The 23,029-nt window shown below is 64.2% G+C and carries 25 protein-coding genes and 1 pseudogene; 13 read left to right on the forward strand and 13 right to left on the reverse strand.

Annotation, left to right across the window (positions count from 1 at the left end):
* The first annotated feature begins 11 nt into the window (after positions 1-11).
* Both SG26_RS06405 and SG26_RS06410 read left to right on the forward strand, forming a co-directional pair.
* Positions 12-206: a cold-shock protein gene (locus SG26_RS06405; protein WP_004515390.1), complete on the forward strand. Its 195-nt coding sequence runs from the start codon at positions 12-14 to the stop codon at positions 204-206.
* Between the two features lie 2 nt (positions 207-208).
* Positions 209-403: a cold-shock protein gene (locus tag SG26_RS06410; RefSeq protein WP_004515391.1), complete on the forward strand. Its 195-nt coding sequence runs from the start codon at positions 209-211 to the stop codon at positions 401-403.
* A 121-nt stretch (positions 404-524) separates the two neighbouring features.
* Here the strand turns inward: SG26_RS06410 and SG26_RS06415 are convergent, their stop codons facing one another.
* The 3 genes from SG26_RS06415 to SG26_RS21520 form a co-directional block, all read right to left on the reverse strand.
* Positions 525-1,268, reverse strand: coding sequence for a DUF429 domain-containing protein (locus SG26_RS06415; RefSeq protein WP_050037138.1), 744 nt, complete (start codon positions 1,266-1,268; stop codon positions 525-527).
* A gap of 111 nt (positions 1,269-1,379) precedes the next feature.
* Complete coding sequence (locus tag SG26_RS06420; RefSeq protein WP_005537226.1) at positions 1,380-1,565, reverse strand: hypothetical protein; 186 nt, start codon at positions 1,563-1,565, stop codon at positions 1,380-1,382.
* 41 nt (positions 1,566-1,606) lie between these two features.
* Positions 1,607-1,765, reverse strand: coding sequence for a hypothetical protein (locus SG26_RS21520; protein ID WP_014041430.1), 159 nt, complete (start codon positions 1,763-1,765; stop codon positions 1,607-1,609).
* Between the two features lie 74 nt (positions 1,766-1,839).
* Between SG26_RS21520 and SG26_RS06425 the strand changes: the two genes are divergently transcribed.
* Together SG26_RS06425 and SG26_RS06430 are read left to right on the forward strand one after the other, a co-directional pair.
* The gene (locus SG26_RS06425) at positions 1,840-2,547 is read left to right on the forward strand and encodes a nucleotidyltransferase family protein (protein ID WP_050037139.1); all 708 of its coding nucleotides are present in this window, start codon (positions 1,840-1,842) and stop codon (positions 2,545-2,547) included.
* Positions 2,548-2,627: 80 nt separating this feature from the next.
* Positions 2,628-3,230 carry a DUF4864 domain-containing protein gene (locus tag SG26_RS06430; RefSeq protein WP_050037140.1) on the forward strand — a complete coding sequence of 201 codons (603 nt, stop codon included), beginning with the start codon at positions 2,628-2,630 and terminating at the stop codon, positions 3,228-3,230.
* Here the strand turns inward: SG26_RS06430 and SG26_RS06435 are convergent.
* The 3 genes from SG26_RS06435 to SG26_RS06445 are packed head-to-tail and all read right to left on the reverse strand — an operon-like array spanning position 3,227 to position 6,558.
* Complete coding sequence (locus SG26_RS06435; RefSeq protein WP_008307631.1) at positions 3,227-4,306, reverse strand: sugar ABC transporter permease; 1,080 nt, start codon at positions 4,304-4,306, stop codon at positions 3,227-3,229. The two genes, SG26_RS06430 and SG26_RS06435, sit on opposite strands and share 4 nt — an antisense overlap.
* The gene (locus SG26_RS06440) at positions 4,306-5,268 is read right to left on the reverse strand and encodes a carbohydrate ABC transporter permease (protein WP_050037141.1); all 963 of its coding nucleotides are present in this window, start codon (positions 5,266-5,268) and stop codon (positions 4,306-4,308) included. The genes SG26_RS06435 and SG26_RS06440 overlap by 1 nt, the downstream gene beginning before the upstream one ends.
* Positions 5,269-5,277: 9 nt before the next feature.
* Positions 5,278-6,558, reverse strand: coding sequence for an extracellular solute-binding protein (locus SG26_RS06445; RefSeq protein ID WP_175055145.1), 1,281 nt, complete (start codon positions 6,556-6,558; stop codon positions 5,278-5,280).
* A gap of 211 nt (positions 6,559-6,769) precedes the next feature.
* On the opposite strand from SG26_RS06445, the gene SG26_RS06450 reads away from it, so the two are divergent.
* On the forward strand, positions 6,770-8,869 hold the full coding sequence (locus SG26_RS06450) for an alpha-amylase family glycosyl hydrolase (protein WP_050037143.1): 2,100 nt from the start codon (positions 6,770-6,772) through the stop codon (positions 8,867-8,869).
* A gap of 92 nt (positions 8,870-8,961) precedes the next feature.
* Entirely contained in the window at positions 8,962-10,128 is a 1,167-nt protein-coding gene (locus tag SG26_RS06455; RefSeq protein ID WP_050037144.1) for an ABC transporter ATP-binding protein, read from the forward strand.
* Between the two features lie 145 nt (positions 10,129-10,273).
* Here SG26_RS06455 and SG26_RS06460 read toward each other — a convergent pair.
* A pseudogene (locus SG26_RS06460) lies at positions 10,274-12,291 on the reverse strand (glycoside hydrolase family 15 protein).
* Positions 12,292-12,463: 172 nt separating this feature from the next.
* Here SG26_RS06460 and SG26_RS06465 point away from each other — a divergent pair.
* Complete coding sequence (locus tag SG26_RS06465; protein WP_014041439.1) at positions 12,464-13,516, forward strand: TrmB family transcriptional regulator; 1,053 nt, start codon at positions 12,464-12,466, stop codon at positions 13,514-13,516.
* A 36-nt stretch (positions 13,517-13,552) separates the two neighbouring features.
* Here the strand turns inward: SG26_RS06465 and SG26_RS06470 are convergent, their stop codons facing one another.
* Together SG26_RS06470 and SG26_RS06475 are read right to left on the reverse strand one after the other, a co-directional pair.
* Positions 13,553-14,026, reverse strand: a complete 474-nt coding sequence (locus tag SG26_RS06470; protein ID WP_014041440.1) for a type IV pilin — start codon at positions 14,024-14,026, stop codon at positions 13,553-13,555.
* A 108-nt stretch (positions 14,027-14,134) separates the two neighbouring features.
* Positions 14,135-15,133, reverse strand: a complete 999-nt coding sequence (locus tag SG26_RS06475) for a glutathione S-transferase family protein (RefSeq protein WP_050037145.1) — start codon at positions 15,131-15,133, stop codon at positions 14,135-14,137.
* Between the two features lie 222 nt (positions 15,134-15,355).
* Between SG26_RS06475 and SG26_RS06480 the strand changes: the two genes are divergently transcribed.
* Together SG26_RS06480 and SG26_RS06485 are read left to right on the forward strand one after the other, a co-directional pair.
* Positions 15,356-15,889 carry a 50S ribosomal protein L16 gene (locus tag SG26_RS06480; RefSeq protein ID WP_023843429.1) on the forward strand — a complete coding sequence of 178 codons (534 nt, stop codon included), beginning with the start codon at positions 15,356-15,358 and terminating at the stop codon, positions 15,887-15,889.
* Positions 15,890-16,141: 252 nt separating this feature from the next.
* A complete protein-coding gene (locus SG26_RS06485; protein ID WP_050037146.1) occupies positions 16,142-16,339 on the forward strand; it encodes a hypothetical protein in 198 nt (65 codons plus the stop codon).
* Positions 16,340-16,393: 54 nt separating this feature from the next.
* On the opposite strand, the gene SG26_RS06490 is transcribed toward SG26_RS06485, so the two are convergent.
* Complete coding sequence (locus SG26_RS06490) at positions 16,394-16,825, reverse strand: universal stress protein (RefSeq protein ID WP_050037147.1); 432 nt, start codon at positions 16,823-16,825, stop codon at positions 16,394-16,396.
* A gap of 189 nt (positions 16,826-17,014) precedes the next feature.
* Between SG26_RS06490 and SG26_RS06495 the strand changes: the two genes are divergently transcribed.
* Positions 17,015-17,878, forward strand: coding sequence for a RimK family alpha-L-glutamate ligase (locus SG26_RS06495; RefSeq protein WP_050037148.1), 864 nt, complete (start codon positions 17,015-17,017; stop codon positions 17,876-17,878).
* Positions 17,879-17,933: 55 nt separating this feature from the next.
* Here the strand turns inward: SG26_RS06495 and SG26_RS06500 are convergent, their stop codons facing one another.
* Positions 17,934-18,320 carry an Hsp20/alpha crystallin family protein gene (locus SG26_RS06500; protein ID WP_004590910.1) on the reverse strand — a complete coding sequence of 129 codons (387 nt, stop codon included), beginning with the start codon at positions 18,318-18,320 and terminating at the stop codon, positions 17,934-17,936.
* A 200-nt stretch (positions 18,321-18,520) separates the two neighbouring features.
* Here SG26_RS06500 and gap point away from each other — a divergent pair, with 200 nt between their 5' ends.
* Together gap and SG26_RS06510 are read left to right on the forward strand one after the other, a co-directional pair.
* Positions 18,521-19,525, forward strand: a complete 1,005-nt coding sequence (gene gap / locus SG26_RS06505; RefSeq protein ID WP_008307604.1) for a type I glyceraldehyde-3-phosphate dehydrogenase — start codon at positions 18,521-18,523, stop codon at positions 19,523-19,525.
* Positions 19,526-19,852: 327 nt separating this feature from the next.
* Complete coding sequence (locus tag SG26_RS06510) at positions 19,853-21,058, forward strand: phosphoglycerate kinase (protein ID WP_050037149.1); 1,206 nt, start codon at positions 19,853-19,855, stop codon at positions 21,056-21,058.
* Here the strand turns inward: SG26_RS06510 and SG26_RS21525 are convergent.
* Entirely contained in the window at positions 21,055-21,201 is a 147-nt protein-coding gene (locus SG26_RS21525; RefSeq protein ID WP_008307600.1) for a hypothetical protein, read from the reverse strand. The genes SG26_RS06510 and SG26_RS21525 overlap by 4 nt on opposite strands.
* Before the next feature lie 128 nt (positions 21,202-21,329).
* Here SG26_RS21525 and SG26_RS06515 point away from each other — a divergent pair, with 128 nt between their 5' ends.
* Positions 21,330-21,908, forward strand: coding sequence for a riboflavin synthase (locus SG26_RS06515; protein ID WP_014041448.1), 579 nt, complete (start codon positions 21,330-21,332; stop codon positions 21,906-21,908).
* Here SG26_RS06515 and SG26_RS06520 read toward each other — a convergent pair.
* Entirely contained in the window at positions 21,905-22,939 is a 1,035-nt protein-coding gene (locus SG26_RS06520) for a PrsW family glutamic-type intramembrane protease (RefSeq protein ID WP_014041449.1), read from the reverse strand. The two genes, SG26_RS06515 and SG26_RS06520, sit on opposite strands and share 4 nt — an antisense overlap.
* Positions 22,940-23,029 lie beyond the last annotated feature (90 nt).

The raw sequence follows: 23,029 nt of genomic DNA on the forward strand, positions 1-23,029 counted from the left end.
CTTTGGTTGCAATGGCGAAAGGAACGGTTGATTTCTTCAACGACACTGGCGGTTACGGTTTCATCGACACTGAGGACGCGGACGAGGACGTCTTCTTCCACATGGAAGACATCGGCGGCCCGGACCTCGAGGAAGGACAGGAGCTCGAATTTGACATCGAGCAGGCGGACAAGGGTCCGCGCGCCAACAACGTCACGAGGCTCTAACAATGGCGGAAGGCACTGTCGACTTCTTCAACGACACTGGTGGTTACGGCTTCATCGAAACCGACGATGCGGACGAAGACGTCTTCTTCCACATGGAAGACGTCGGCGGCCCTGACCTCGAAGAGGGGCAGGAAGTCGAGTTCGACATCGAGCAGGCGGACAAGGGTCCGCGTGCGACCAACCTCACGCGACTGTAAGACGGCTTCTGTCTACAGTCTAGCACTATAATCACTTGTCAGCGGTCGCGGTGTAGCGTACACGGCAGTGTCGCTGGCATGCACATAACCCACGACGAGCGACGGCGCTCGCCGGAACACGTCACGACGTGATCAGTGGCGACGCCGCCCGATAGACGATCTCCATCGGCAGCCCCGCCGCATCTCGCGGCGGCTCGGGCGGCAGCGTGTACAACTCCCTGTCGCCCGGTTGCGCCGTATAGGAGAGAGTGACGGCGTCCAGCACATCGTGAACGGCTACCGCCGCGCCGCCGGTCGCTTCGGCGGCTTTCTGGACCGTCGGGGCGGCGTCGCGGTCGTAATGTGCGAGAATCCGCATCCGCTCGGCATATCCCCCGGCGGTGCGCTTCGAGTAGCTAAGCGGCTCGCCGCCGAAGGCCCGAAAACAGACCTCTGGGTGGGATTCCCGAATGGCTGCGGCAGCCTCGGGCAGTTCCTGCAAGAGTTCATCGATCCGGGCGAGGCTGTCGCTACGTGCGAACGCCTGCTCAGAGAGTTCCTGTCCGGTCTTGCGCCTGTGGACGCGGTTGGCCGTCGAGTAGCGCTGTTTCCGGGTCGCTTCTCGTACCGGCGGCGTGCGAACTGCCGCGCTCCGCTCGCCGAGCACCGACCGGGCGAGTTCGTCACACCGGCGGTCCGGATCACCGGATTCCACGAGCCCAATCGGCACTCCGACCAGAATCAGCCGAGCGCGCTCCTCGTACGCTGACCAGCATTCGCCGATACTGTCGAACACCGACGCGTGGTCGAACCCGTCGCCGGTGAGCGCCACAGCGACCCAGGACTCGTCGCTCCGGTCGACACCGACGTACAGCGGTTCAGCCATTATCGATACTCGTTCGGATAGGCGCAAAAGTGTATCCCGAGGTGTTCGTTGTCCAACCGGTCCAGCGTCCGAGCTATCGGCCGCGGCGCAGACTGTTCCGGCGGCTGTTCATTACGACTGCCCGAACTTCGTGAGTTCCTTGAGCGGTACTAGCCGGTGTTCCATCGCTGGCTTCGTGTAGCCGGCCGACTCCTCGGAGACACCGCTTGTGAACACCAGCATCTTCTGTTGGAGGACGTGCGGTACGCCGTCGTTGTCCCGGATGATGTCGACCGAGCGCCACGCTTCGTCTTCCATGCGTCAGAGTCACACACTGCTGCTACCTGTCTCTTTCCCCGTCAGGAGTCCGGCCCGACGAATATTGTCCGGAGCCGCGCACCGCAGTCCGGACAGCACAGCGTCTGCCAGCGGTCGTTGTCGAGGTCACCGAAGGTCGCCCGGCGGACCGCCTCGTCGACGGTGACCGACCGGCCGCAGGTGTCACACTCCTCAGCCATGCGTCAAGGTTGGCGGCCACGGACAGAACCCGCTCGCCCACAGGCATTTAGCCGGCGCAAGCGTGGGGCCGGATATGGACGGCGTCGTACTCGCTGCCGGCGAAGGGACGCGGATGCGACCGCTCACTGCAGACAAGCCGAAGGGACTGGTCGAGGTGGCCGGAAAGCCGCTGCTGACACACTGTTTCGACACGCTGCTGTCAGTCGGCGTCGACCGCCTGGTCGTCGTCATCGGCTACCGCGGCGACGACATCGTGGCACACTACGGAGAGCAGTATCGGGACACGCCGATAGCGTACGTCCGGCAGGACGAACAGTTAGGACTGGCGCACGCGCTCGAACAGGCCCGCACAGCCGTCGACGGGACCTTCGTCGTGCTGAACGGCGACAACGTTTGCCGGGCAAATCTCGACGGGGCCATCGAGCACCACCTCGAGACCGACGCCAGCGCGACGCTGCTCGTCGAGGACGTGTCGCGGGCCGAAGCCAAGACGACCGGTGTCGTCACGACGGACAACGGGGGACAGGTGACCGGCCTCGTCGAGAAGCCGTCGGACCCGGCGTCGACGCTGGTCACGCGGGGCTTTTTCGTGTTCGAGCCGGCCGTCGGCCACGCCTGCGCGCTGACGCGACCTTCCGAGCGGGGCGAGTACGAACTCCCCGACGCAATCGACCTGTTACTGAGCGCCGGCCACCGCGTCGAGGCGGTCGAACTGGAGGGCTGGTGTCACAACGTCAACGAACCGAGCGACGTCGACGCGGTCGAGGAACGGCTCGGCTGACGGCATCGACCGCTGACAGGCGATATGGGCACTGTACACGGCGACGGAACATCGAAGGAGCGTCACCCCAATACAGGGGTATGACAGCCGTTCGGTCGCTGGCGCTCGTCGCACTTGCCGCGGTCGTAGCACTGGCGGGCTGCGGTGCGTTTTTCGGCGGCGGCGACTCGACGGAGTCGAAAGCGACGATAACGCCCGCGGAAGTTCCGACAGAGGACACGAAAGCGGTAGAACCGGCAGCGGGCGGGCGGGAGTACTGGGGCAACGTCTCCGTCGACACCAACAGATCGGCGGTGACACAGCCGCGGGTCCTCGAACTGCGACCGAACTGCGAGCGCCCGCCGGGGCTCGTCGTCCACATCCAGGTGCTCGCACTGCAGAACAACGACCCGGCGACGAACGAGGGCATCAACACGACCTGGCAGTTCGCGTCGCCGTCGAACCGGGGCCTGACGGGGCCGTACTCGAACTTCGTCCGAACCATTCGAAGTGGGTTCGAACCGCTGTTGAACGCGACCGGCGTGCGGTACGGGCCGCTCGACCGCGACGGCGACACCGCGTCACAGCCGGTGACGGTCGTCGATGGGAACGGAACGACGACGAGCTACCAGTGGACGGTCGAAAAGCAGAGTGACGCGCCGTATGAGGGGTGCTGGATGACGGCGGGCGTCGCGCCAGCTTAGCCTTCCATCCCGCTGAAGGAGAGGCCGCCCTCGATGTAGCGCTGCGCGAACAGATAGGCCAGCATAATCGGCGAGGCGAAGGTGAGCGCGAACGCGGAGAAGCGCGCCCACGGGATGGAGTACTCGTCGACCATCGCGTACAGGCCGACCGGCAGCGTGTAGTTCTCCGTCCCCAGCAGCGTCTGGGCGACGACGAACTCTGTCCACCCGGTGAGGAAGACGAAGATGAACACCGTTGCCAGCCCGGCGGTCGACATCGGGATGATGACCTCAGTGACGACCCGCCACGGCGGCGCGCCGTCGACGACGGCGGCCTCCTCGTAGGAGACCGGGATGCCGTCCATGTAGGTCTTCAGCAGCCAGGTGTTGAACGGCACGGCGGTCGCCGCGTAGTACACCGCAAGCGCCAGTTTGCTGTCGTTGATGCCGAACTGGACGTACAGTGCGTACATCCCGATGAGCAGGGCAACGCCGAGACCGCCTCCGACCTGTGTCATCAGGACGTAGAGGAACAGGATCTTCCGGCGGAAGAGGAACTCCCGCCGCGAGAGGGCATAGGCCGCCGGAATGATGAGCGACATCGCGATCAGCACGGTGGGAATCGCCACCATGAGGCTGTTCCAGAGGAAGTGCTTGAACTCCGAGGGGCGGTCGACGCCGTAGTCGGAGGCGTCGAGAATCTCGATCCCCGGCGTCTGGAACACGAAAGCGAGGTCGGTGAACGGAATGGCGGCGGATATCGAGTACGACGGCACGATGAGGTCACCGATGACCCAGATGAACGGTTTGACCGTCGGATTAGTGGGAAACAGCGAGAAGCTCTCGGACGTGTACAGCGAGCTTCCGGAGCCGGAGAGGGCCGCCATCAGAATCCAGTAGATCGGGAAGAGCAGTGCCAGCACGACCAGCGTCGCGCCGATGGTCGAGAGAATGACCTTCAGGACTTCGGACGCGGGCAGTTCGCCCCGACGGACGGCCTGCACAGTGTAGGACCACTTGCGGACCGTCCGTGCGGGCATCGTCGCGAACGTCTTGATGTCGTTGCCGAGCTTTCTGGCGATTGCACCGAGGAGCATTAGTCGTTCACCCCGTCGGCGAGTTTGCCTTTCTTGACGTTGAGCCACATGAACGCGCCGATGAAGGCGAGCGCGATGATGCTGATGGCCGCACCGCGACCGTACTGCTGGAACGACAGCGCCTCACGATAGCCGTAGACGACGATGAGTTCGTTCGCCCGTGCCGGGCCGCCCTGATTGAACACGAACGGGATGAGGAACTGCTGGAACGAGGCCGCGGAGGTCAGAATAGACGCGAACAGCACGGGCCGTTTGATCGACGGCAGCGTGATATGAGCGAAGCGTGCGAGGAATCCCGCGCCGTCGACGACGGCCGCCTCGTGGAGTTCCTCGGGTACGTCCTGTAGCGCGCTGACGGTGATGATGACCATGAACGGGTACGCCAGCCACGCCTCCGTGACGTTGTACGCGACGAAGGCGGTCCAGCGGCCCGACAGCCACGCGACCGAACTCGCGCCGAACGCGGTCAGTAGCTGGTTCATCAGCCCGAACTCGGCGGAGCTGAAGATGCCACGCCACACGGTGATAGTGAAGATCGGCGGCAGGCCCATCGGGAAGATGATGAGCGAGCGCAGGACGCGCTTGCCGCGGACGAGTTCACTGGTCACGATAAGCGCGATGGCCAGGCTCGCCCCGATTTTGAGCGTGACGCTCGTGGCGACAAACAGCCAGGTGACACCGAAGGAGTTCCAGAACTGGCCGTCAGTCAGCACGTCGGCGTAGTTCTCCAGTCCGACGAACAGCGCGTCGCCGAACGTGAGCACGGCGATGACGCCCTCACCGGCGAATAGATTCGCCGGCTGGGCGTTGGTAAAGGAGATCCCCAGCAGATAGAGGACCGGGAACAGCATGAACGCCGAGAAGACGAACAGCCCCGGGAGCACTAACAGTAACGACGCGTCGTCCCGCGTCAGAAACGGGACCGACTCGATGCGGTCCGCCGCTCGTGAAACCGTACTCATGGGCGTTTCTCACTCCCAGTTGCTGCGGATTTCTTCGGCGGCAGTCGTCAGTGCGTCTTCGGCGCTCGAATCGCCGTTGAACGCCTCGATAAGAGCGTTCTCAAGCGGCGACCACACCTTGTTCATGCGCGGGTCGGTCGGCATCGGGACCCCCTGGCTGACGGTCTGGGAGTACGTCTGGACGTGGTCGGGGAGTTCGTCGCTGCCGACGAGGCTGTCGAGCACCGGAATCGCGCCCTGCTCCTTAGCGAGTCGCGTGGCGTGGTCTTCGTTGGTGGCGAACCACTCGACGAAGTTCCGGGCGGCCGTGGCGTCGGCCCCGCCCTCGCTCATCGCGTCCGCGAAGTACCACATCGAGATGCCGGTGTACGGCGTCACCTCGCCGCCGTTGATATCGGGGAACGTCGCCACTTCGTAGTTCACGTCGCTCTGGTTCAGCGTCGCCAGATACCACGGTCCGTTGACCGCGAAGGCGGCGTTCCCCTCGGAGAACGTCGCAGCCTGCGGTTCGTAGTTCGGGTCGTCGGGCATGTACGGACGGAGGGTGTCGAGAGCGAACTGGAGCCCCTCGATAGCTTCGTCGGCATCCAGCCCGAGCGCCGGGTCCTGCTCCGGGTCGAAGTAGTAGCCACCGAAGGCCTGTATCCACCCGCTCGTGAAGTACGGGTCAAACGGCGCGGCGAGGCCGTACTGGCTGCTGCTCGGGTCGTGGTACGATTCCATGGCCGACACCATGTCGTCGATAGTCTCGGGCGCTTCGTCGACGATGTCCGTGTTGTAGATGAGCGTCACCGTCTCCGCCGAGTGCGGGAGGCCGACGACGGCGTCGTCGAACTGGACGGCGGAGGCGGCGGCGTCCGTGAACTGGTCTAAGCTCACGGAGAGTTCGTCGGACTGGTCGACGACGAACTCCCGCTGGTAGTAGTCGCCCACCCAGTCGTGTGCCCACTCGAAGACCTCCGGCCCCTGCCCGGCCGGAATCGCGCTCGTGGTCTTCTTTTCCATATTGGAGATGTCCGACCCGTCGACGCCGAACTCCGTCTCGCTCGCGAACGTCTCCATCGCGGCCTCGCGTGCGGGTATCTCCGAGTCCTGAAGCTGGTACCACGCCGTCGCGGTCCCGCCGGACTGTTGACTCCCGCCGCCTGACCCATCGCCCGAACCATCACCGGAAGCCGTTTCGCCATCCGAGCCGCTACTGCCCTGCTCTTGCACACTACAGCCAGCCAAGGCTGTAGCCGCCCCGACACCGCCGATCCGCTTGAGCACTGTCCGTCGTTCCATTGTCATGGATAGATATGGGATGAAATAGTCCTTCATAACTTAAATCATTCGGAAATAGAAGGAGACAATGATGATAGATTCCGAGACCCGGCGAGAATTTGCCTCGCCGTGTATCGGTTTCAACAGATCGGATAGGGGAGAATAAGCGAAGTAATATCTTTTCTAAAATTCAACCGGAAGCGTAACACTCACAGTACCGACCCCGTACCGTAGGCGTATGCACCATCCAGGCCCGCCACGGTTCGCCACCGTCGGCGAATCGGTCGAACTGGCCCCGCGTCAGCCCGACCCCGGCATGGCTGCCGAGTGGCGGTTAGTCGAGCGGCCAGCGGCGAGTACGGCAGCGCTCGGCGACGGCCCGGTCTGTCACCTCGAACCCGACGTGCCGGGCGTCTACCGAGCGGAGGTAACCGCACCGGACGGCACACACGAGCAAGTCGTCCGGGCGTTCCCGAGCATCACCGAGACGGCCCGGTTCAGCGTCACGGCGGAGGACTTCGACTGCGACGGCGGTACCGACGACCTCACCGTCGCCGACCGCGCCATCGTCATCGGGACGTTCAACGATTTCACGATGGGGACACACTGGGCCGAGCGCGACGGCGACGAATGGGTCATCGAAACCGACCTCCCACCGGGGACCCACCACGCGATCTTCAGTTTCGACGGCTCCTTCGAGTCGACCGCGACAGACGAGGTCACCGTCGAGGGACCGGGTCGCCCCCGGGTCGAACTCACCGGTGAGACGGTGAACGGAGACTTCGTCGTCTCGGCGGACGCCCGCGCGGCCCCGTCGGGGAGCGAACCGGAAGTCGAGTTCTATCTCGACGGCCGCGACGCGCTGGAAGAGTCGGCCGTGACCATCGACGGCGACGAACTCCGGGTGCCACACGAAGCCCTGCCGGAGATGGCCCGCGTTCACGCGGTTGCCGTCGCCGAGCGCCACAGCGTCGCGGACACGCTAGTCGTGGAACGCGACAGTGGAACCGGAAACGCGACCGCAGGCGGCACAGTGCCCGTCACACGGCCGGCCGACCCGCCGGCCTGGGCCGGCGACGCCACCATCTACGAGATATTCGTCCGGTCGTTTGCCGGCGAGACCGTCGACACGACCTTCGAAGCCATCGAGCGGCGGGTCCCCTACATCGAGTCGCTGGGCGTCGATGTGGTGTGGCTCACCCCTATTCAGGCGAGTCCGACCCGGCACGGTTACCATATCACGGACTTCTTCGACACCGCCACAGACCTGGGAACGCGCGACGAATTCGAATCGCTGGTCGACCGGCTCCACGACGCCGGGATTCGGGTCGTCTTCGACCTGGTAATAAACCACAGCTCGCGGGACCATCCGGCCTTCCAGCTCCACCGGGCCGGCGTCCCCGAGTACGCCGACTACTACGAGCGGATTCCGGTGTCACAGGACGTCTCCGATATCGACTGGGCGGGCGAGGACGCGCCGGGCTACTACTTCAACTGGACGCGAATCCCGAACCTCAACTACGACTCGCTCGCGGTGCGGCGCTGGATGCTCGACGTGGTAGACGAGTGGCGCGACGTGGTCGACGGGTTCCGCTGTGACGTCGCCTGGGGCGTGCCACACGGGTTCTGGAAGGAAGTCCGGGAGCGGGTGAAAGCTGACGACCCCGAGTTCCTGCTGCTCGACGAGACGGTCCCACGCGACGCCGCCTTCGCCGAAAACGAGTTCGACGTTCACTACGACACGGACCTGTTCGACACGCTCCGCGACATCGGGACCGGCGAGGAACCAGCGTCGGTGCTGTTCGAGGCGCTCGACGCGACGGCCGAGCACGGCTACCCCGACCGTGCCGGCCACATGCGGTATGTCGACAACCACGACGAAGACCGCTATCTCGACGAGTGCGGAGCCGCGTCACTGCAGGCGGCCGTCGGGGCCACGTTCACGCTCCCCGGAACGCCGATGGTTTACGCCGGCCAGGAACGGGGCGTCGAACAACAGCGCGGGACGATGCGCTGGCACGACGGCGATAACGCACTGACCGACTTCCACCGGCGACTGGTGGCGCTGCGAGCGGACCACGGGGCACTGCGCGCGCCCGGGGTACGTCCGGTTCCTCACACCGTCGAATCGGGCGATGCGAACAGCGTCGTCGCGTACGAGCGCACCGACGGCGATGAAACGCTCGTGGTCGTGCTACACTTCGGCGACGGGACGGCGAACGTCTCGCTCGACACCCCGGTCGGGGACACCGACCTTCTCAGCGGCGACCCGGTCGATAGCAGCGGGACGGTCGAGGTCGGAGATATCGTTGTGGTACCGGCGACGAGAGAGCGCTGACAGCGCTCGGTTCCACAACCGAACCGACTCTGCTAGAACTTCTATGAAAAATCCCATCAAACTTATTAGCGATGGGTGTGAGACTCTGTGTAATGGCGAGTCTCGAACTAGACGGTCTCCGGAAGGAGTTCGACGGTGGCTCCATCGTGGCGGTCGACGATGTCGACCTGTCCATCGACGACGGGGAGTTCGTAACGGTGGTCGGCCCGTCGGGGTGTGGGAAATCGACGACGCTACGGATGATTGCCGGGCTTGAGCGGCCGACGAGCGGTCGTATCCGCATCGGCGACGAGGACGTGACGGACGTTCACGCCCGCAAGCGCGACGTGGCGATGGTGTTCCAGAACTACGCGCTGTACCCACACAAGTCCATCCGGCAGAACATGGCCTTCGGCCTCCGGATGAGCACGGACCTCTCGAAGGAAGAACGGCAGGAGCGAGTCACTGAGACGGCGGAGATGATGGGCATCGGGGACCTGCTCGATGACACGCCGGACCAGCTCTCCGGCGGGCAGAAACAGCGGGTCGCGCTCGGGCGCGCCATCGTCCGGGAGCCGGACGTGTTCCTCTTCGACGAGCCACTCAGCAACCTCGATGCGAAGCTCCGGACGACGATGCGGACGGAGATCCAGCGCCTGCAGGAGGAACTCGGCATCACGGCCGTCTACGTCACCCACGACCAGGAAGAAGCAATGACGATGGGCGACCGCATCGTCATCCTCAACGACGGGAAGCTCCAGCAGGCCGGCCGGCCGAAGACGGTGTACGAGAACCCGACCAACCAGTTCGTCGGCGGCTTCGTCGGTTCGCCCTCGATGAATTTCCTCGACGTGACCGCGGAGCCACTCGGCAGCGGCATCCGGCTTACCGGCGCTCACGACGACTTCTCCTACGACCTCACGGGCGGCCGTGCCAGTGCCTTCGGCGACATCGAAGGCGGTTCGTACGTGCTGGGTATCCGACCGGAACACGTCTCCGTCAGCGACGGCGGCGACCAGAACGCTGTTCCGGCGACGGTCGACGTGCTCGAACCCATCGGTAGCGACAACTACCTCTACCTCGATCTGGGCGAATCGAAAACCGGGTTCGAGGGCGACGGTGCGCCGGATTTCATCGCCAGGGTAAGTACTGACGTGGAGCCGGCCATCGGCGACCGCGTGCAGGTGTCGTTCGACGAATCCGCCGTCCACCTGTTCGACCCGGAGACCGGCGAGACGGTTACGGCCGGCGAGGACGCGCCCGTCGCAGCACCGCAATAGGACGATAGTCAGTGATCCGCGTCCGGGCGTAGTCACTGTTTTCGATCAGTTATAGAGTCCCTACGGCCATCTACTACGTTTGCGAGTGCGCGAGCAGCACGGTCCGTACAAAAAACCACTCGCGGGCACTCAGCGGCTCGGCAGTTCACTCGCGGGCGCTCAGCGGCTCGGCAGTGAGCGCCTCGGCGTCAGCGAGGTGGGCGACGGTTGCCAGCCGGAGCGCGTGGGCCAGCCGAGCGGCGTACCACAGTCCGGCGTCCCGTCGTCGAACAGTTGCTCGGGGAGGTAGCCGCTGGACTGGACGAGCGAGCCACCGGGAAGGATCTCGTCCAGCAGGTCCCGGGACCGGGCGTAGGCCGCCGTCGCTCGGCTGTCGTCGGCGTCACGCAGGAGCGCACCCAGCTGGGCGGCACTGTTTGCGCCCCACGCCGTCGAGACGGTCCAGACTTTCTCGCGGTCCTGCGAGCCGCGCCGCCAGTCGTCGCCCTCGAAGCGGATGAGACCACGGATGTCGCCGGTGTCCCGTTCCAGCCCGTCGAGTGTCGTCTCGACGTGGGTGTAGAGCCGGTCACGGGTCGCCGCCGGCAGGTCGATGGCCTCGGCGGCGACGCGACAGGCGGCGGGGAGGGCCAGCGTCGCGGAGTCCAGTCGGTCGTCGATGGTCCCGTCGTGTTCGCGAAGGGCGTAGCGGTCACCGGTCCACAGCGCGTCCAGCGAAGACAACACCGTCTCGGCCTGTGAACGGGCGTGATCCCGGAGCGCGGCGGAGACGGGTGCGCGGGCGACGGCCGCGTAGGCGTGCAAGAAGGTCGCAGCGGTGTGCGTGAACCGACCCTGCATGTTCTCCCAGGCGTTCTGGCAGGCGATGGGGAGGCCGTCGTCGGCCAGCGTGTCGTCGATGCTCTCGACGGCACGTCCGAGCGTGGCTTCGATGCACTCCGGGTCGGCCGGCTCGCCGGTCCGGAGATACGTCGCGAGGAAGCTGGTGACGCTCGCGGTCTGGTCGGCCTGGTAGTCGGCGTCAGAACCGCTTTCGAGCCGGGCGTTCGCCCAGCCCGGCGCGAGCGTCTCGTCGCCGGGCCAGACCCGGTGGGGCCAGCTGCCGTCCGGTCGCTGCGTGCGACAGTAGAACGCGGCGGAACGCTGGTGCCACGGCGATAATCCGAGGTCGAACGTCCCGTCAGCTTCGAGCAGGAACGCCGAAATTTCGGCGTCGTCGCGGAACCACGTATAGCCGTACCCGCCGGAGGTGACGTAGTACGGGTCGAAGTCCGGCGCGGCGATTCTGGCCCCGTTCGCAGCCGAAAGCAGCGAGAGGACCCGGAGGTCGGCGACGACACTCTCCCGGTTCGGCGTCTCTGCGGGCACGCTCCAGCGGCGCTGTGCCTGCCCTGCTTCGAGCAGTGTCTCCGAAGTGTAGTGGTCGCTCACCAGACGGTCGATGGTCGACAGCGCCGTATCGCGGTCGGTGTCGTCCGCGTCCGTCAGCAGCGTCGTCAGCGTGACGCCACCGTCGACGAACGGCGCGGACAGCAGGACGCCGCCAGTTAGCGTCGTGTCCTCGTACCGTCGCTCCCCGGTCGCCCGTGGGAACGAGACTGGGTCGTCGTCGACAAGTTCGGGGAACCGCTCGGGAATCTGGCCCTGAACGGCGTCGAGTTCGGTAGAGACGCCGACGAAGTCGTGTTCGGAGCGATGGTAGGCCTCGACGGTGTTGCCGTGCATCAGCAGGCTCTGTTGGCCGTCCCGTCCGTCGGGTGCGAAATCGACAAACGCCCGAAGCGATACGTCGGCGGGGGCGTCGCCGCGAAGTTCGAACCGGGTGACGTGGGCCTGCTCGATAGTGCAGTCCGTCTGGACGACGGCCCAGTCGCCGCAGTCGTGGATAGTCTCGACGACGCCAGCGTCACCACGATACCGCTGGTCGGCGTCGGCGTCGAACCACGTCGTCGAACCCGTGTCGATACCGAACCGCGAGCGGTCGATCCCCGTGAGCCCACACAGCGGATAGGAGTAGTCCCGCAGTGAGCCATCGCTGTCGACGTGCACCAACCGGCTGTCGAGTCCGGAGAAAGTGCCCGTCGTAGAGCGGAACTCGCCCGGGAACTGGTGGCGGCGGTCCCGGGTCCGCTTGAAGTCGTTAAGTGCCGTCCGGAGCGTCATTGGTGAGAGACACCACTGCGGGGGATATAAAATATGGTGTAATAGTTTTTCATTCTTGTGAGCTCGGTGTGGGCCAGTCGACGATACGGCCCATTGGGGCGGCTTCGGAGGCGTTGGCGGGCCACATAGCACCGAAACACAGTTATCCGCCGCCGTTACCAGATGTGAACAGATGGACGATTCGACTCTCAGGGACAGGCTGGGGCAACTGGGCCTGTCGGAGAAGGAAGTCGACACGTACCTGTCGATTCTCGGCAGCGGCGAGGCCACGGCCAGTGAAATCGCCGACGACACCGGGGTCTCCAAACGGTACGTCTACAGCATCAGCGAATCGCTCGAAGACCGTGGGTTCATCGAGGTCAACGACCACGTCGTGCCCACGACGATACGCGCCCGGCCGCCCGAGGAAGTCATCGACGCCCTGACCGACCGACTCGAAGAGATGAGCGGTGCGCTCGATTCCAGATACTCGGCGAGTGCGCGGGAACCACAGCAGTTCGACGTCATCAAGTCCCGGGTGACAGTCATCAAGCGACTCACGGAGTACATCAGAAACGCGGAACGGGAGATCATGCTGTCGGTTCCCCAGCAGTACCTCCCGGAGATCTCGGAGGAACTGGTCGCGGCTGTCGACCGCGGCGTCCTCGTGATGCTGGTCGTCAGCAGCGCCGACGGCCTGGAACCGGACGACGTGCGCGGGCTGGCCTCCGTGGTCCGGTCCTGGAACCAGCCGATGCCGATAATGCTCACCGTCGACGCCCAGTTCGGCCTCGTCTCCCCGGCGGAGATGGTGACACGGACTAACTCCGACCAGCGGGCCATCGCCTTCGTCCAGCAACAGCTCGTCCCCGTGCTGTCAGGGTCGTTCCTCGGGAACTACTGGCTGATGGCCACCGAGGAGACCGTCACCGACCCGGCCCCGCTCCCAGCCACCTACCACGACTTCCGCCACGCCGTCCTCCAGGCGACGCTCCACCTGCGCGCCGGCCACGACATCCACGTCTCCGCCGAAGTACGGGCAGTACAGGCGGACGACGACACAACGACCATCGAAGGGACCGTCGTCGAGACGAAACAGGGCGTCGCCGAGCCACAGACCAACTCCTACCCCATCGAACACACGCTAGTCGTCGACGTCGGCGACCGGACTGTCTCGCTGGGCGGCTCCGGGTCGTTCATCGAAGATTACGAAACCGACGCGGTCACGCTCTCGCTGGCCGAGTGAGGAGAGCCGGTCCGACAGCGGGGCCGAAACGCCCGCTCAGTTACGCTGGCTCGGGTCCGGCCACCGGTAGATGACGTATGTTTCCGATTCCGGTTCGTCCGCTGGGTTCCAGACGAGTCGAAGCGTCGCGTCGCTCAGGTCCAGATGCTCCCCGCTCGTGATGCCGGCGAACTGTCCCTGATGTATCGTAATTTCTGTCCCCGACGTAATCCGCGTCGAGGCCTGTGCCTGTATCGGATCGGTGTCAAGCGTCACGTCGCTGCCGTCGGAACTCCTGGCATCGGAGACGACGACAGTGAGGTTGTCCCGGTAGACGGTTTCACCGCTGCTGAAGCTGAGGTTCAGATACTCCCCGTTGCCGGTGGTCCGCTCGCTGTAGTCGGCCACGATAGCGACCTGCGGTGCCTGCGTGGGTCGCTGCTCGCTGAAGCCGAGCGCGAACACACCGATGGTGGCAGCGAGAATTGCAGCAATTCCGACGAGGATAACGACACCGATGACTGGGCTCACGGCCCGACGTCGCCCGTCTACCCGACTCATTGAACACAGGTGAGAACTGGGTATATAAAAGGAACAGCGTCGACTCAGCGTTCGATATTCGGTCGCGAAACTGCCCGGTTACGCCGTCGGGAACAGCGTCTCGGGCAGGTCACCGGGGAGTTCGTCGCGGTCGTGGTCGGCCTCGAAGTCGGGGTCGGGTCCCATCGGGACAATTCGCTTCGGGCTCACGTCGGGGTGAGTGGTGTAGTAGTGCTCCGTGATGTGGTCCATGTTCACCGTCTCGGCGACGCCGGGGAGCTGGTAGAGGTCCCGGAGGTACGGCCAGAGGTTGTCGTACTCGCGGATGAGCTTGTGGTTGCACATGAAGTGGGTGTGGTACACTTCGTCGAAGCGCACGAGCGTCGTGAACAGACAGATGTCCGCCTCGGTCAGGCGGTCGCCGGCGAGGAAGCGCTGGTCTTCGAGGACGCTGTCCCAGTGGTCCAGCGCGTCGAACAGTTCCTCGACGGCCTCGTCGTAGGCCGACTGGCTGTTCGCGAAGCCACAGCGGTAGACGCCGTTGTTGATGGGCTCGTAGATGTCGTCGATGATCCGGTCGACCTCGTCCTGATAGCCTTCGGGGTAGAGGTCGACGTCGTTGTCGGCCACGTCGTCGAACTCAGTGTCGAGCATCCGAAGGATCTCCTCGGACTCGTTGTTGACGATGGTCTCTTCCTGTTTGTCCCACAGCACCGGCACCGTCACGCGGCAGGTCGCGTCGTTGTCGGCCGCGACGTAGACCTCGCGGAGGTAGTCCGATCCGTTGACCGTATCCGGCGTGCAGCCGTCCTTGTCGGGCGTGAACTGCCAGCCGTCCTCGCCGCGGAACGGGTCGACGTAGTCGACGGTGATGGCGTCTTCGAGTCCTAGCAGTTTCCGAGCGACCAGAATCCGGTGGGCCCACGGACAGGCGCGGCAGGCGTACAGGTGATACCGGCCGGCCTCGGGCTGGAACCGCGCGTCGGGGTCGTCCTCGATCCGGTCTCGGAAGGTGGTGTCCTGCCGGTCGAAAGCCCCGTCCTCGTCTGTCGTTTCGTACGCGTCAGTCCGCCACTCGCCGTCGACGAGCATATTCATGATAACCAATCGTACGCGCGCGAGTGGTAAAAGAGCGCGGTGACAGCGGTGTTACCGGACCAACACCGATGTTCCCGATGGTACCGAGAGCAGGGACTCCAGCAACGGTCAGTCCGGGGCCGCTGGCGGTCGCGCGCCAGTGTATGGGACACCACGGCACGCCGCCGGGCGGGTTCGAAGCCCTTATTGGGCCGCTCGGCGACGTATTCTCCAAGAGTACCTATGTCGGACAAACCCGCCTCAATGTACCGGGACATCGACAAGCCCGCGTACACCCGACGCGAATACATCACAGGCATTCCCGGGTCGAAGATCGCACAGCACAAGATGGGCCGCAAGCAGAAGGACGCCGACGACTACCCCGTCCAGATCAGCCTCATCGTCGAGGAGACCGTCCAGCTCCGTCACGGTTCGCTGGAGGCCTCCCGCCTGTCGGCCAACCGCCACATGATCAAGGAGCTCGGCGAAGAGGGTGACTACAAGATGACCCTCCGGAAGTTCCCCCACCAGGTCCTGCGCGAGAACAAGCAGGCGACCGGTGCTGGGGCCGACCGTGTCTCTGACGGGATGCGCGCCGCCTTCGGGAAGATCGTCGGCACCGCCGCCCGCGTCCAAGCCGGCGAACAGCTGTTCACCGCTTACGTCAACGTCGAGGACGCAGAGCACGTCAAGGAAGCGTTCCGCCGCGCATACAACAAGATCACGCCCTCTTGCCGCATCAAGGTCGAACGCGGCGAAGAGAAGCTGATCGCGTAAATCGGTCAACAACGTCTTTTGACCGTTCGCAGAACACGGCGAAGACCTGCTGGTCGCGTAAGTCAAACAGTGTTCGCTCGCCGTTCGCAGGGCGAGACGTCCGCAACTCGTCGCCCTTTGCCTCGTTCTCCGTGCCGCTCCGTAGAATACTGAGTCGTATCTCAATCGCGAACCCATACACTCGGAGCGTGCTTCTTGCTTTATGGTACCAGCACCCATAATGTTCTTGCACCCGTTCCACGTACCACCAGTATGGTACTCAGAGTCATACTCCTGGCCCTTGGCGTCATCGAACTGCTCCGCCCCCGGAAGGTCGTTGACTTCTGGATGGGGCTGGCGGCGACGAACGGTGACGAGATAGACATGCGCCCATGGGTGTACAGCGCCGCCCGCGTCGAGGGTGTCCTCCTCATACTGTGGGCGCTCCGGCGAGGGCGCGGCGGCAAGTGAGCTATGCGGTGACTCACCGCGCCACGCGGACCGGGGCTGACTGCAGTTGCTCCGCTACGCCTCGTCGGACAGTCGGACCGTCAACACCGGCACATCCGCCGTCCGAACGACCTTCTCGGTGACGCTCCCCAGCAGAAACCGGTCCAGGCCGCTCCGGCCGTGGGTCCCCATGACGATCATATCGACGCCCGCGGTCCCGGCGTAGTCGAGGATTTCCTCGTACGGATCACCCATTCGGCGCTCTGCGACGACAGCCGTGCCGTGGTCAGCGATGTCCTCGACCGTCTCGTCGACGACCTGCTCGGTCTGTTCCTGCAGCGATTCGATGGTCGTCGCTTCTGCTGCGGCGCTTCCGAGATAGGTCGAGTCGACCACGGAAAGCACATGAATCGTCGCGTTGTGCGTCTCCGCCAGTTCGAGCGCGTGTGAAAGCGCTTCGTCCGCGCCGTCACTGCCGTCCGTCGGGAAGAGAATGTCGTCGTACACGCGTGGTCTATTATTCCCCGGTATACTTAGCGTTTATCTGTCATTTCCGCCAATAGTTGCGTATGCATCCATTATATGCCGCAATTCTGTGGCTGGCGAGAATAGGTACGCGACGCGCAGCAGAGTCCGGTCACCGTGTGCCGAGAGCGGCTGCGAGCGTGTTTTATCTCTCCACGACAACTGCAAGCTATGCACAGGCTGGCCGTCGCCACGAACGCCGAGACCTTCGAGCGGATGCAGGGGCCGCTGGCGGCCCGTGACATCGAGGTGGGCCACGTCGAGACGGCCGAGCGGACACTGGCGCTCGACGAGAGTCCCTTCGACGAGTACGACGTGGGCTTCGTCTACCCCTCCCGAATCATGGAGGGAGCGGTCGCCGACGCCATGCTGGACGTGCCATGGGTCAACGACCGCGAGGCTATCCTCCGCTCGCGGAACAAGGCCGACGTGCTGGCGCGTCTCGGCCGTGCGGACGTCCCCGTTCCCGAGACCGTCGTCGTGTCGAACCCGGCGAGCGAGGCCGAACTGACGGCGGCCTTTGAGCGATTCGACCCACCCGTGGTCGTGAAACCGAACTCGACGACCCGCGGCGTCGGCGTGGCCAAGGCTCACGATCTGGATTCGTTTCTCGGCATCGTCGACTACCTCGATCTGGTCCACGACTACCGCGCGGTCGGCGATCAGTCGTTTCTCGTTCAGGAGTACGTCGCCGACGCCGCCGACTACCGCGTGATGGTCGTCGACGGCGAGTACGTCGGCGCGGTGGAGCGCCGCCTCCCCGACGCGAGCCGCGCGCAGGGCCGGTGGAAACACAACGTCCACCGCGGGGCCGAAGCCGAAGGGCAGGCACTGCCAGCGGCGCTACGGGAACTGGCCGAAGACGCGGCCGACGAACTGGAGATTCCGTACCTCGGCGTCGACCTGCTGGTGACCGAGGACCGCGCAGTCGTCAACGAGACGAACGCCCGCCCGACAATCGACTCGGCGACGAAGTACGAGGACGGCTTCTGGGACGACCTGGCGGCGTTGATACGGCAAACGGCTGAGCAGTAGCGAAGCAAGCGCACTGGAGTGGCGCGCGGAAAATCAGAACCGTGTGCCGGGCGTGCTACAGTTCGATGTCCGCGGAGTCCTCTTCGGGGTCGAAGGTGACTTCGAGGATGCCGTTGTTGTACGTCGCGGCGGCTGAGTGTTCGTCGACGCGGGTCGGCAGGGTCAGTCGTTCGTGGTACTCGCGCTCCGGACTTTCGGCGTTGATCGTGAGGACAGTGCCGTCGCACTTGAGGTCGATTGCGTCCTTGTCGACGCCCGGAACGTCGGCGACGACCCGGATCTCCTCGTCGGTTTCGTGAACGTCGACGTGGAGGTCGGCCCCACCGCCACCGGTGTCCCGGTCGATGTGGACGTCGCCTTCGGCCCCCATCATCTCGTCCATCATCCGCTCTATTTCCCGGAAGAACTCGTCGAACGGGTCGTCACTGTCATCGCGTCTCATTCCTACCAATCAGTACGTCCGTCCGTTTCAAAAGCCTTCGGACGAATATAGTACCTGTTACCAGACGCCGTCGAGGGGTACTCTCACACGAACGGCCACCTTCACTATTAATCATTCGCGCTCGAACGCGCATAAACAAACACAAATTTACAACAAATCCGAAAACACTTTACACTGACCGACTGCCTCTCTAGACACCAATGAGTGAGCCAGTCCGCGTCGGCCTCAACGGCTTCGGCCGTATCGGCCGCAACGTATTCCGCGCATCGTTACACAACGACAACGTCGAAGTCGTCGGTATCAACGATGTGATGGACGACTCGGAAATCGACTACTTCGCCCAGTACGACACCGTCATGGGTGAACTCGAAGGGGCCAGCGTCGACGACGGCGTCCTCACGGTCGAGGGGACCGACTTCGAAGCAGGCATCTTCCACGAAACAGATCCCACACAGCTCCCGTGGGACGACCTCGATGTCGACGTGGCCTTCGAGGCGACCGGCATCTTCCGCACCAAGGAGGACGCGAGCCAGCACCTCGACGCCGGGGCCGACAAGGTCCTCATCTCCGCGCCGCCGAAGGGCGACGAGCCGGTCAAACAGCTCGTCTACGGCGTCAACCACGACGAGTACGACGGCGAAGACGTCGTCTCGAACGCCTCCTGTACGACCAACTCCATCACGCCGGTCGCGAAGGTCCTCGACGAGGAGTTCGGCATCAACGCCGGCCAGCTGACGACGGTCCACGCCTACACCGGCTCCCAGAACCTGATGGACGGCCCGAACGGCAAGCCCCGCCGTCGCCGTGCGGCTGCCGAGAACATCATCCCGACCTCGACCGGTGCCGCGCAGGCGACCACCGAGGTCCTGCCCGAGCTTGAAGGCAAACTCGACGGGATGGCTATCCGCGTCCCGGTGCCGAACGGCTCCATCACCGAGTTCGTTGTCGACCTCGACGACGACGTGACGGAGAGCGATGTCAACGCCGCCTTCGAGGAGGCCGCTGCCGGCGAACTCGAAGGCGTGCTGGGCGTCACGAGCGACGACGTCGTCTCCTCGGACATCCTCGGGGACCCGTACTCCACGCAGGTCGACCTGCAGTCGACGAACGTCGTCTCCGGGATGACGAAGATTCTCACCTGGTACGACAACGAGTACGGCTTCTCGAACCGGATGCTCGACGTGGCCGAGTACATCACTGAGTAAACGCAGAAACGATTTGCGGCGTCAGGAAGGTTTATAATTATTGTTCACTAAAGATGTTGCACACATAGAGTCCGAACCGGTGTTTGCCCACTGGTCGACTCTGTGTGTCAGCACAGACAGTTGTGCCCCCAGTCGGCATCCTGTGACCCGGTGCCGGCTGTGTGCGACAACGGTGTCCCCATCCCGACTCCCACCCCACCCTCACTCCCACCCCTCTCCCCATTTCTACGCTGGTAGCCAGTGCAAACAACGACGGTAGCTCCCGACAAGCCGCCCACTGTTCGGACTCGGAAACCGTTAAGCGGTCGGCAGGTTTCCTCCCGAGTGATGACCTTCCAGACGCTCGACGACCTCGACGACGGACAGCGCGTCCTCGTTCGCCTCGACCTCAATTCACCGGTGGAGGACGGCACGGTACAGGACAACCGACGGTTCGACCGCCACGCGGAGACGATCAGCGAACTCGTCGACCGCGGGTTCGAGGTCGCGGTGCTGGCCCACCAGGGCCGTCCGGGCCGTGACGACTTTGTTTCGCTCGAACAACACGCCGACATCCTCGCGGATCACATCGACCACGACGTGGACTTCGTCGACGAGACCTATGGCCCACAGGCCATTCACGACATCGCGGCCCTCGACGGCGGCGACGTACTCGTTCTAGAGAACACCCGGATGTGTGACGACGAACTGCCCGAGGAGGACCCCGAAATCAAGTCACAGACGGAGTTCGTCCAGACGCTCAAAGACGAATTCGACGCCTACATCAACGACGCGTACTCGGCGGCCCACCGCTCGCACGCCTCACTGGTGGGCTTCCCGCTGGTCATGGACGCCTACGCCGGCCGTGTCATGGAAACCGAGTACGAGGCCAACACCGCTATCGCCGAAAAGGAGTTTGACGGGCAGGTGACGATGGTCGTCGGCGGGACGAAGGCCACGGACGTCATCGACGTCATGACCCACCTCGACGAGAAGGTCGACGACTTCCTGCTGGGCGGCATCGCCGGAGAACTGTTCCTCCGAGCCGCTGGCTACCCGGTCGGCTACGACATCGATGACGCGAACCTCTACGACGAGCAGTGGGAGCAAAACAGCGAGAAGATCGAGTCCATGCTCGAAGACCACCGCGACCAGATCACGCTCGCGGTCGACCTGGCCTACGAGGACGAGAACGGCGACCGCGCCGAGCAGGCCGTCGACGACATCGAGGAAAAGAGCGTCTCCTACCTCGACGTCGGGAGCGAGACCGTCATGGAGTACTCGCCGATCATCCGGGACTCCGAGGCCGTTTTCGTGAAGGGCGCACTGGGGATGTTCGAGGACGAGCGGTTCTCGGTCGGCACCGCCGGCGTGCTCGAAGCCATCGCCGACACCGACTGCTTCTCCGTCGTCGGCGGCGGCGACACCTCACGAGCTATCGAGATGTACGGGATGGAAGAAGACGAGTTCGGCCACGTCTCTATCGCGGGCGGGGCCTACATCCGGGCGCTGACCGGCGCGGAACTGGTCGGCGTCGAAGCGCTACAGCGTTAACTGCGGCCTTTCGTCTCCGCGTGTCGCAGGTCCCAGTCTTCGATTAGTTCGTCGGGCACCTCGACGATTCGCCCGGTTTCGGTCGGTTCCGTCCGTGCGTGACGGCCAGTCCAGTCGTGGTCAGCGTCGGGCGTAGCTGCCATACACCGCGCTACCAGCGGCGAGGATAAATTCCTTCCGCCAATACATTGTAAGTAATTACTCGGTTCCGAGTCTATATTACGTCTCCGGGAAGCCAAGTGCTTTCCGCCAGCCGTGCTGTATCTGGGGTATGTTCACCGGAATCGTCGAGACGACCGGCGAGGTGCAGGCGGTTATTGACGACGAGGGCGGGCGTCGGATGCGGATCGGCGCGCCGTTCGAGGGACTCGACCACGGCCAGTCGATCAGCGTCAGCGGCGTCTGTCTCACCGTCGAGAAGGCGGCCGACGGTGAGTGGTTCGAGGTGTTTCTCGCCCAGGAGACACTCGCCCGGACGTTCTTCGATGACCTCGACGGCGGTGACCGGGTGAACCTTGAGCGGGCGATGCCGGCCGACGGCCGGTTCGACGGCCACATCGTGCAGGGCCACGTCGACACGACGGCCGAGATCGTCGGTATCGAACAGGAGGGCGAGGACTGGACGTTCACGTTCTCCCTGCCCGAGGCCCATCAGGACTATCTGGTTCAGAAAGGGTCGATAACGGTCGACGGCATCAGCCTGACCGTCGCCGACCGTCGCTCCGAGGAGTTCGACGTGGCGATCATTCCGACGACGTACGCCGAGACGACGCTGTCGGAGAAGTCGGTCGGCGATCCAGTCCACTTAGAGGTCGACGTGGTCGCGAAATACGTCGAGCAGTTGGTCTAAGGGTCGAACTCGGTCTGTTCCGGGCGAAGCGCAGTCTCGTCCGGGTCCTCGTGAGCGCGCCTGTAGGCCCGCCGGTAGGCGTGAACCTTCTTCAGCAACAGCAGGCCGAAAAACGAGTCGTACACGATGACGAAGCCGAAGAACGCGACGAGGAAGTTGACGTTGTAGATGCCCGCCAGGATAGCTGTCACCGGGCCGGCCAGCGTGTTGTAGACGGCGTGGATGAGCGAAGCGATGAGCAGTCCCTTCAGCACGATTGGGCCGGCGTCGTCGGGGTTGAACTTCGCCAGACCGAGGTAGTAGCCGGCGAAGGCCGAGTAGATGACGTGGCCCGGCCCCGCGAGCGCTCTGATCGCGGTGATGTCGCTGCTCGCGGCGAGTAACTCGACCGTCCCGGTAGCCATCTCGGCGTTCTGTGTGATGTACAGCGCGTTTTCGATAGTCGCAAAGCCGAGACCGGCGACAGCGCCGTACACCGCACCGTCGACGACGGCGTCGAAGCGGTTGTCGCGGAAGGCGTACAGGCGTACCGCCAGCAGTTTCACGGTCTCCTCGACGGGACCGACGATGAGGAAGAAGACGAACACCTGACCGAGGAACGGCACGAGCCCGAACCCGGAGCCGATTGCCTGAACCGGCTCGCCGAGGAACCCGTTGAGAATACCGGCAAAGCCGGCAAACAACACTCCGAGCAAGAACGTTCCCACGAGCAGCGTCAGTGGTTCCTCCGTAGTCACATCAGCGTAGTAGATGTAGGCCGCGAGTCCGAGCGCCGGCACGGCAGAGAGGATGGCCATCCCGGCAAACAGCGGCTGGTCGCTGAGCGCGCCGAGGCTCCCGAACGCGACCTGCAGGAGGAGGATCAGAATGGCTGCAAGGATGACCAGATACCGCAGCGTCCGTATTCCGATGTGGTAGAGCCAGTGGGCGAACCGGTCCAGCCTCGACCGGGGCTCCCAAGTCGATATCTCATAGAGGTCTGCCGACCCGTCCGCGTTTACCTCGACCGGGTCCTGCCGTCGCTTTCCCATGTGCCACGTCTACAGGCCGCCTCACCTAACCGTTTGGTTCGACTATATCCGAACGGACACTGAGCGGCGTCGTAGACGACGCCGGAGGAG

It is taken from the genome of Haloarcula sp. CBA1115 (assembly GCF_000827835.1).
Classification (GTDB): domain Archaea; phylum Halobacteriota; class Halobacteria; order Halobacteriales; family Haloarculaceae; genus Haloarcula; species Haloarcula hispanica.

What these genes read in the sequence shown, in the direction of transcription:
- SG26_RS06455 (WP_050037144.1), top strand. Translation starts at nt 8,962, where the DNA reads ATGGCGAGTCTCGAACTAGACGGTCTCCGGAAGGAGTTCGACGGTGGC.
- SG26_RS21525 (WP_008307600.1), bottom strand. Translation starts at nt 21,201, where the DNA reads ATGGCAGCTACGCCCGACGCTGACCACGACTGGACTGGCCGTCACGCA.
- SG26_RS06495 (WP_050037148.1), top strand. Translation starts at nt 17,015, where the DNA reads ATGCACAGGCTGGCCGTCGCCACGAACGCCGAGACCTTCGAGCGGATG.
- SG26_RS06480 (WP_023843429.1), top strand. Translation starts at nt 15,356, where the DNA reads ATGTCGGACAAACCCGCCTCAATGTACCGGGACATCGACAAGCCCGCG.
- SG26_RS06435 (WP_008307631.1), bottom strand. Translation starts at nt 4,306, where the DNA reads ATGCTCCTCGGTGCAATCGCCAGAAAGCTCGGCAACGACATCAAGACG.
- SG26_RS06475 (WP_050037145.1), bottom strand. Translation starts at nt 15,133, where the DNA reads ATGAATATGCTCGTCGACGGCGAGTGGCGGACTGACGCGTACGAAACG.
- SG26_RS06415 (WP_050037138.1), bottom strand. Translation starts at nt 1,268, where the DNA reads ATGGCTGAACCGCTGTACGTCGGTGTCGACCGGAGCGACGAGTCCTGG.
- SG26_RS06405 (WP_004515390.1), top strand. Translation starts at nt 12, where the DNA reads ATGGCGAAAGGAACGGTTGATTTCTTCAACGACACTGGCGGTTACGGT.
- SG26_RS06465 (WP_014041439.1), top strand. Translation starts at nt 12,464, where the DNA reads ATGGACGATTCGACTCTCAGGGACAGGCTGGGGCAACTGGGCCTGTCG.
- gap (WP_008307604.1), top strand. Translation starts at nt 18,521, where the DNA reads ATGAGTGAGCCAGTCCGCGTCGGCCTCAACGGCTTCGGCCGTATCGGC.
- SG26_RS06420 (WP_005537226.1), bottom strand. Translation starts at nt 1,565, where the DNA reads ATGGAAGACGAAGCGTGGCGCTCGGTCGACATCATCCGGGACAACGAC.
- SG26_RS06425 (WP_050037139.1), top strand. Translation starts at nt 1,840, where the DNA reads ATGGACGGCGTCGTACTCGCTGCCGGCGAAGGGACGCGGATGCGACCG.
- SG26_RS06520 (WP_014041449.1), bottom strand. Translation starts at nt 22,939, where the DNA reads ATGGGAAAGCGACGGCAGGACCCGGTCGAGGTAAACGCGGACGGGTCG.
- SG26_RS06515 (WP_014041448.1), top strand. Translation starts at nt 21,330, where the DNA reads ATGTTCACCGGAATCGTCGAGACGACCGGCGAGGTGCAGGCGGTTATT.
- SG26_RS06450 (WP_050037143.1), top strand. Translation starts at nt 6,770, where the DNA reads ATGCACCATCCAGGCCCGCCACGGTTCGCCACCGTCGGCGAATCGGTC.
- SG26_RS06510 (WP_050037149.1), top strand. Translation starts at nt 19,853, where the DNA reads ATGACCTTCCAGACGCTCGACGACCTCGACGACGGACAGCGCGTCCTC.
- SG26_RS06445 (WP_175055145.1), bottom strand. Translation starts at nt 6,558, where the DNA reads ATGACAATGGAACGACGGACAGTGCTCAAGCGGATCGGCGGTGTCGGG.
- SG26_RS06430 (WP_050037140.1), top strand. Translation starts at nt 2,628, where the DNA reads ATGACAGCCGTTCGGTCGCTGGCGCTCGTCGCACTTGCCGCGGTCGTA.
- SG26_RS06500 (WP_004590910.1), bottom strand. Translation starts at nt 18,320, where the DNA reads ATGAGACGCGATGACAGTGACGACCCGTTCGACGAGTTCTTCCGGGAA.
- SG26_RS21520 (WP_014041430.1), bottom strand. Translation starts at nt 1,765, where the DNA reads ATGGCTGAGGAGTGTGACACCTGCGGCCGGTCGGTCACCGTCGACGAG.
- SG26_RS06440 (WP_050037141.1), bottom strand. Translation starts at nt 5,268, where the DNA reads ATGAGTACGGTTTCACGAGCGGCGGACCGCATCGAGTCGGTCCCGTTT.
- SG26_RS06410 (WP_004515391.1), top strand. Translation starts at nt 209, where the DNA reads ATGGCGGAAGGCACTGTCGACTTCTTCAACGACACTGGTGGTTACGGC.
- SG26_RS06485 (WP_050037146.1), top strand. Translation starts at nt 16,142, where the DNA reads ATGGTACTCAGAGTCATACTCCTGGCCCTTGGCGTCATCGAACTGCTC.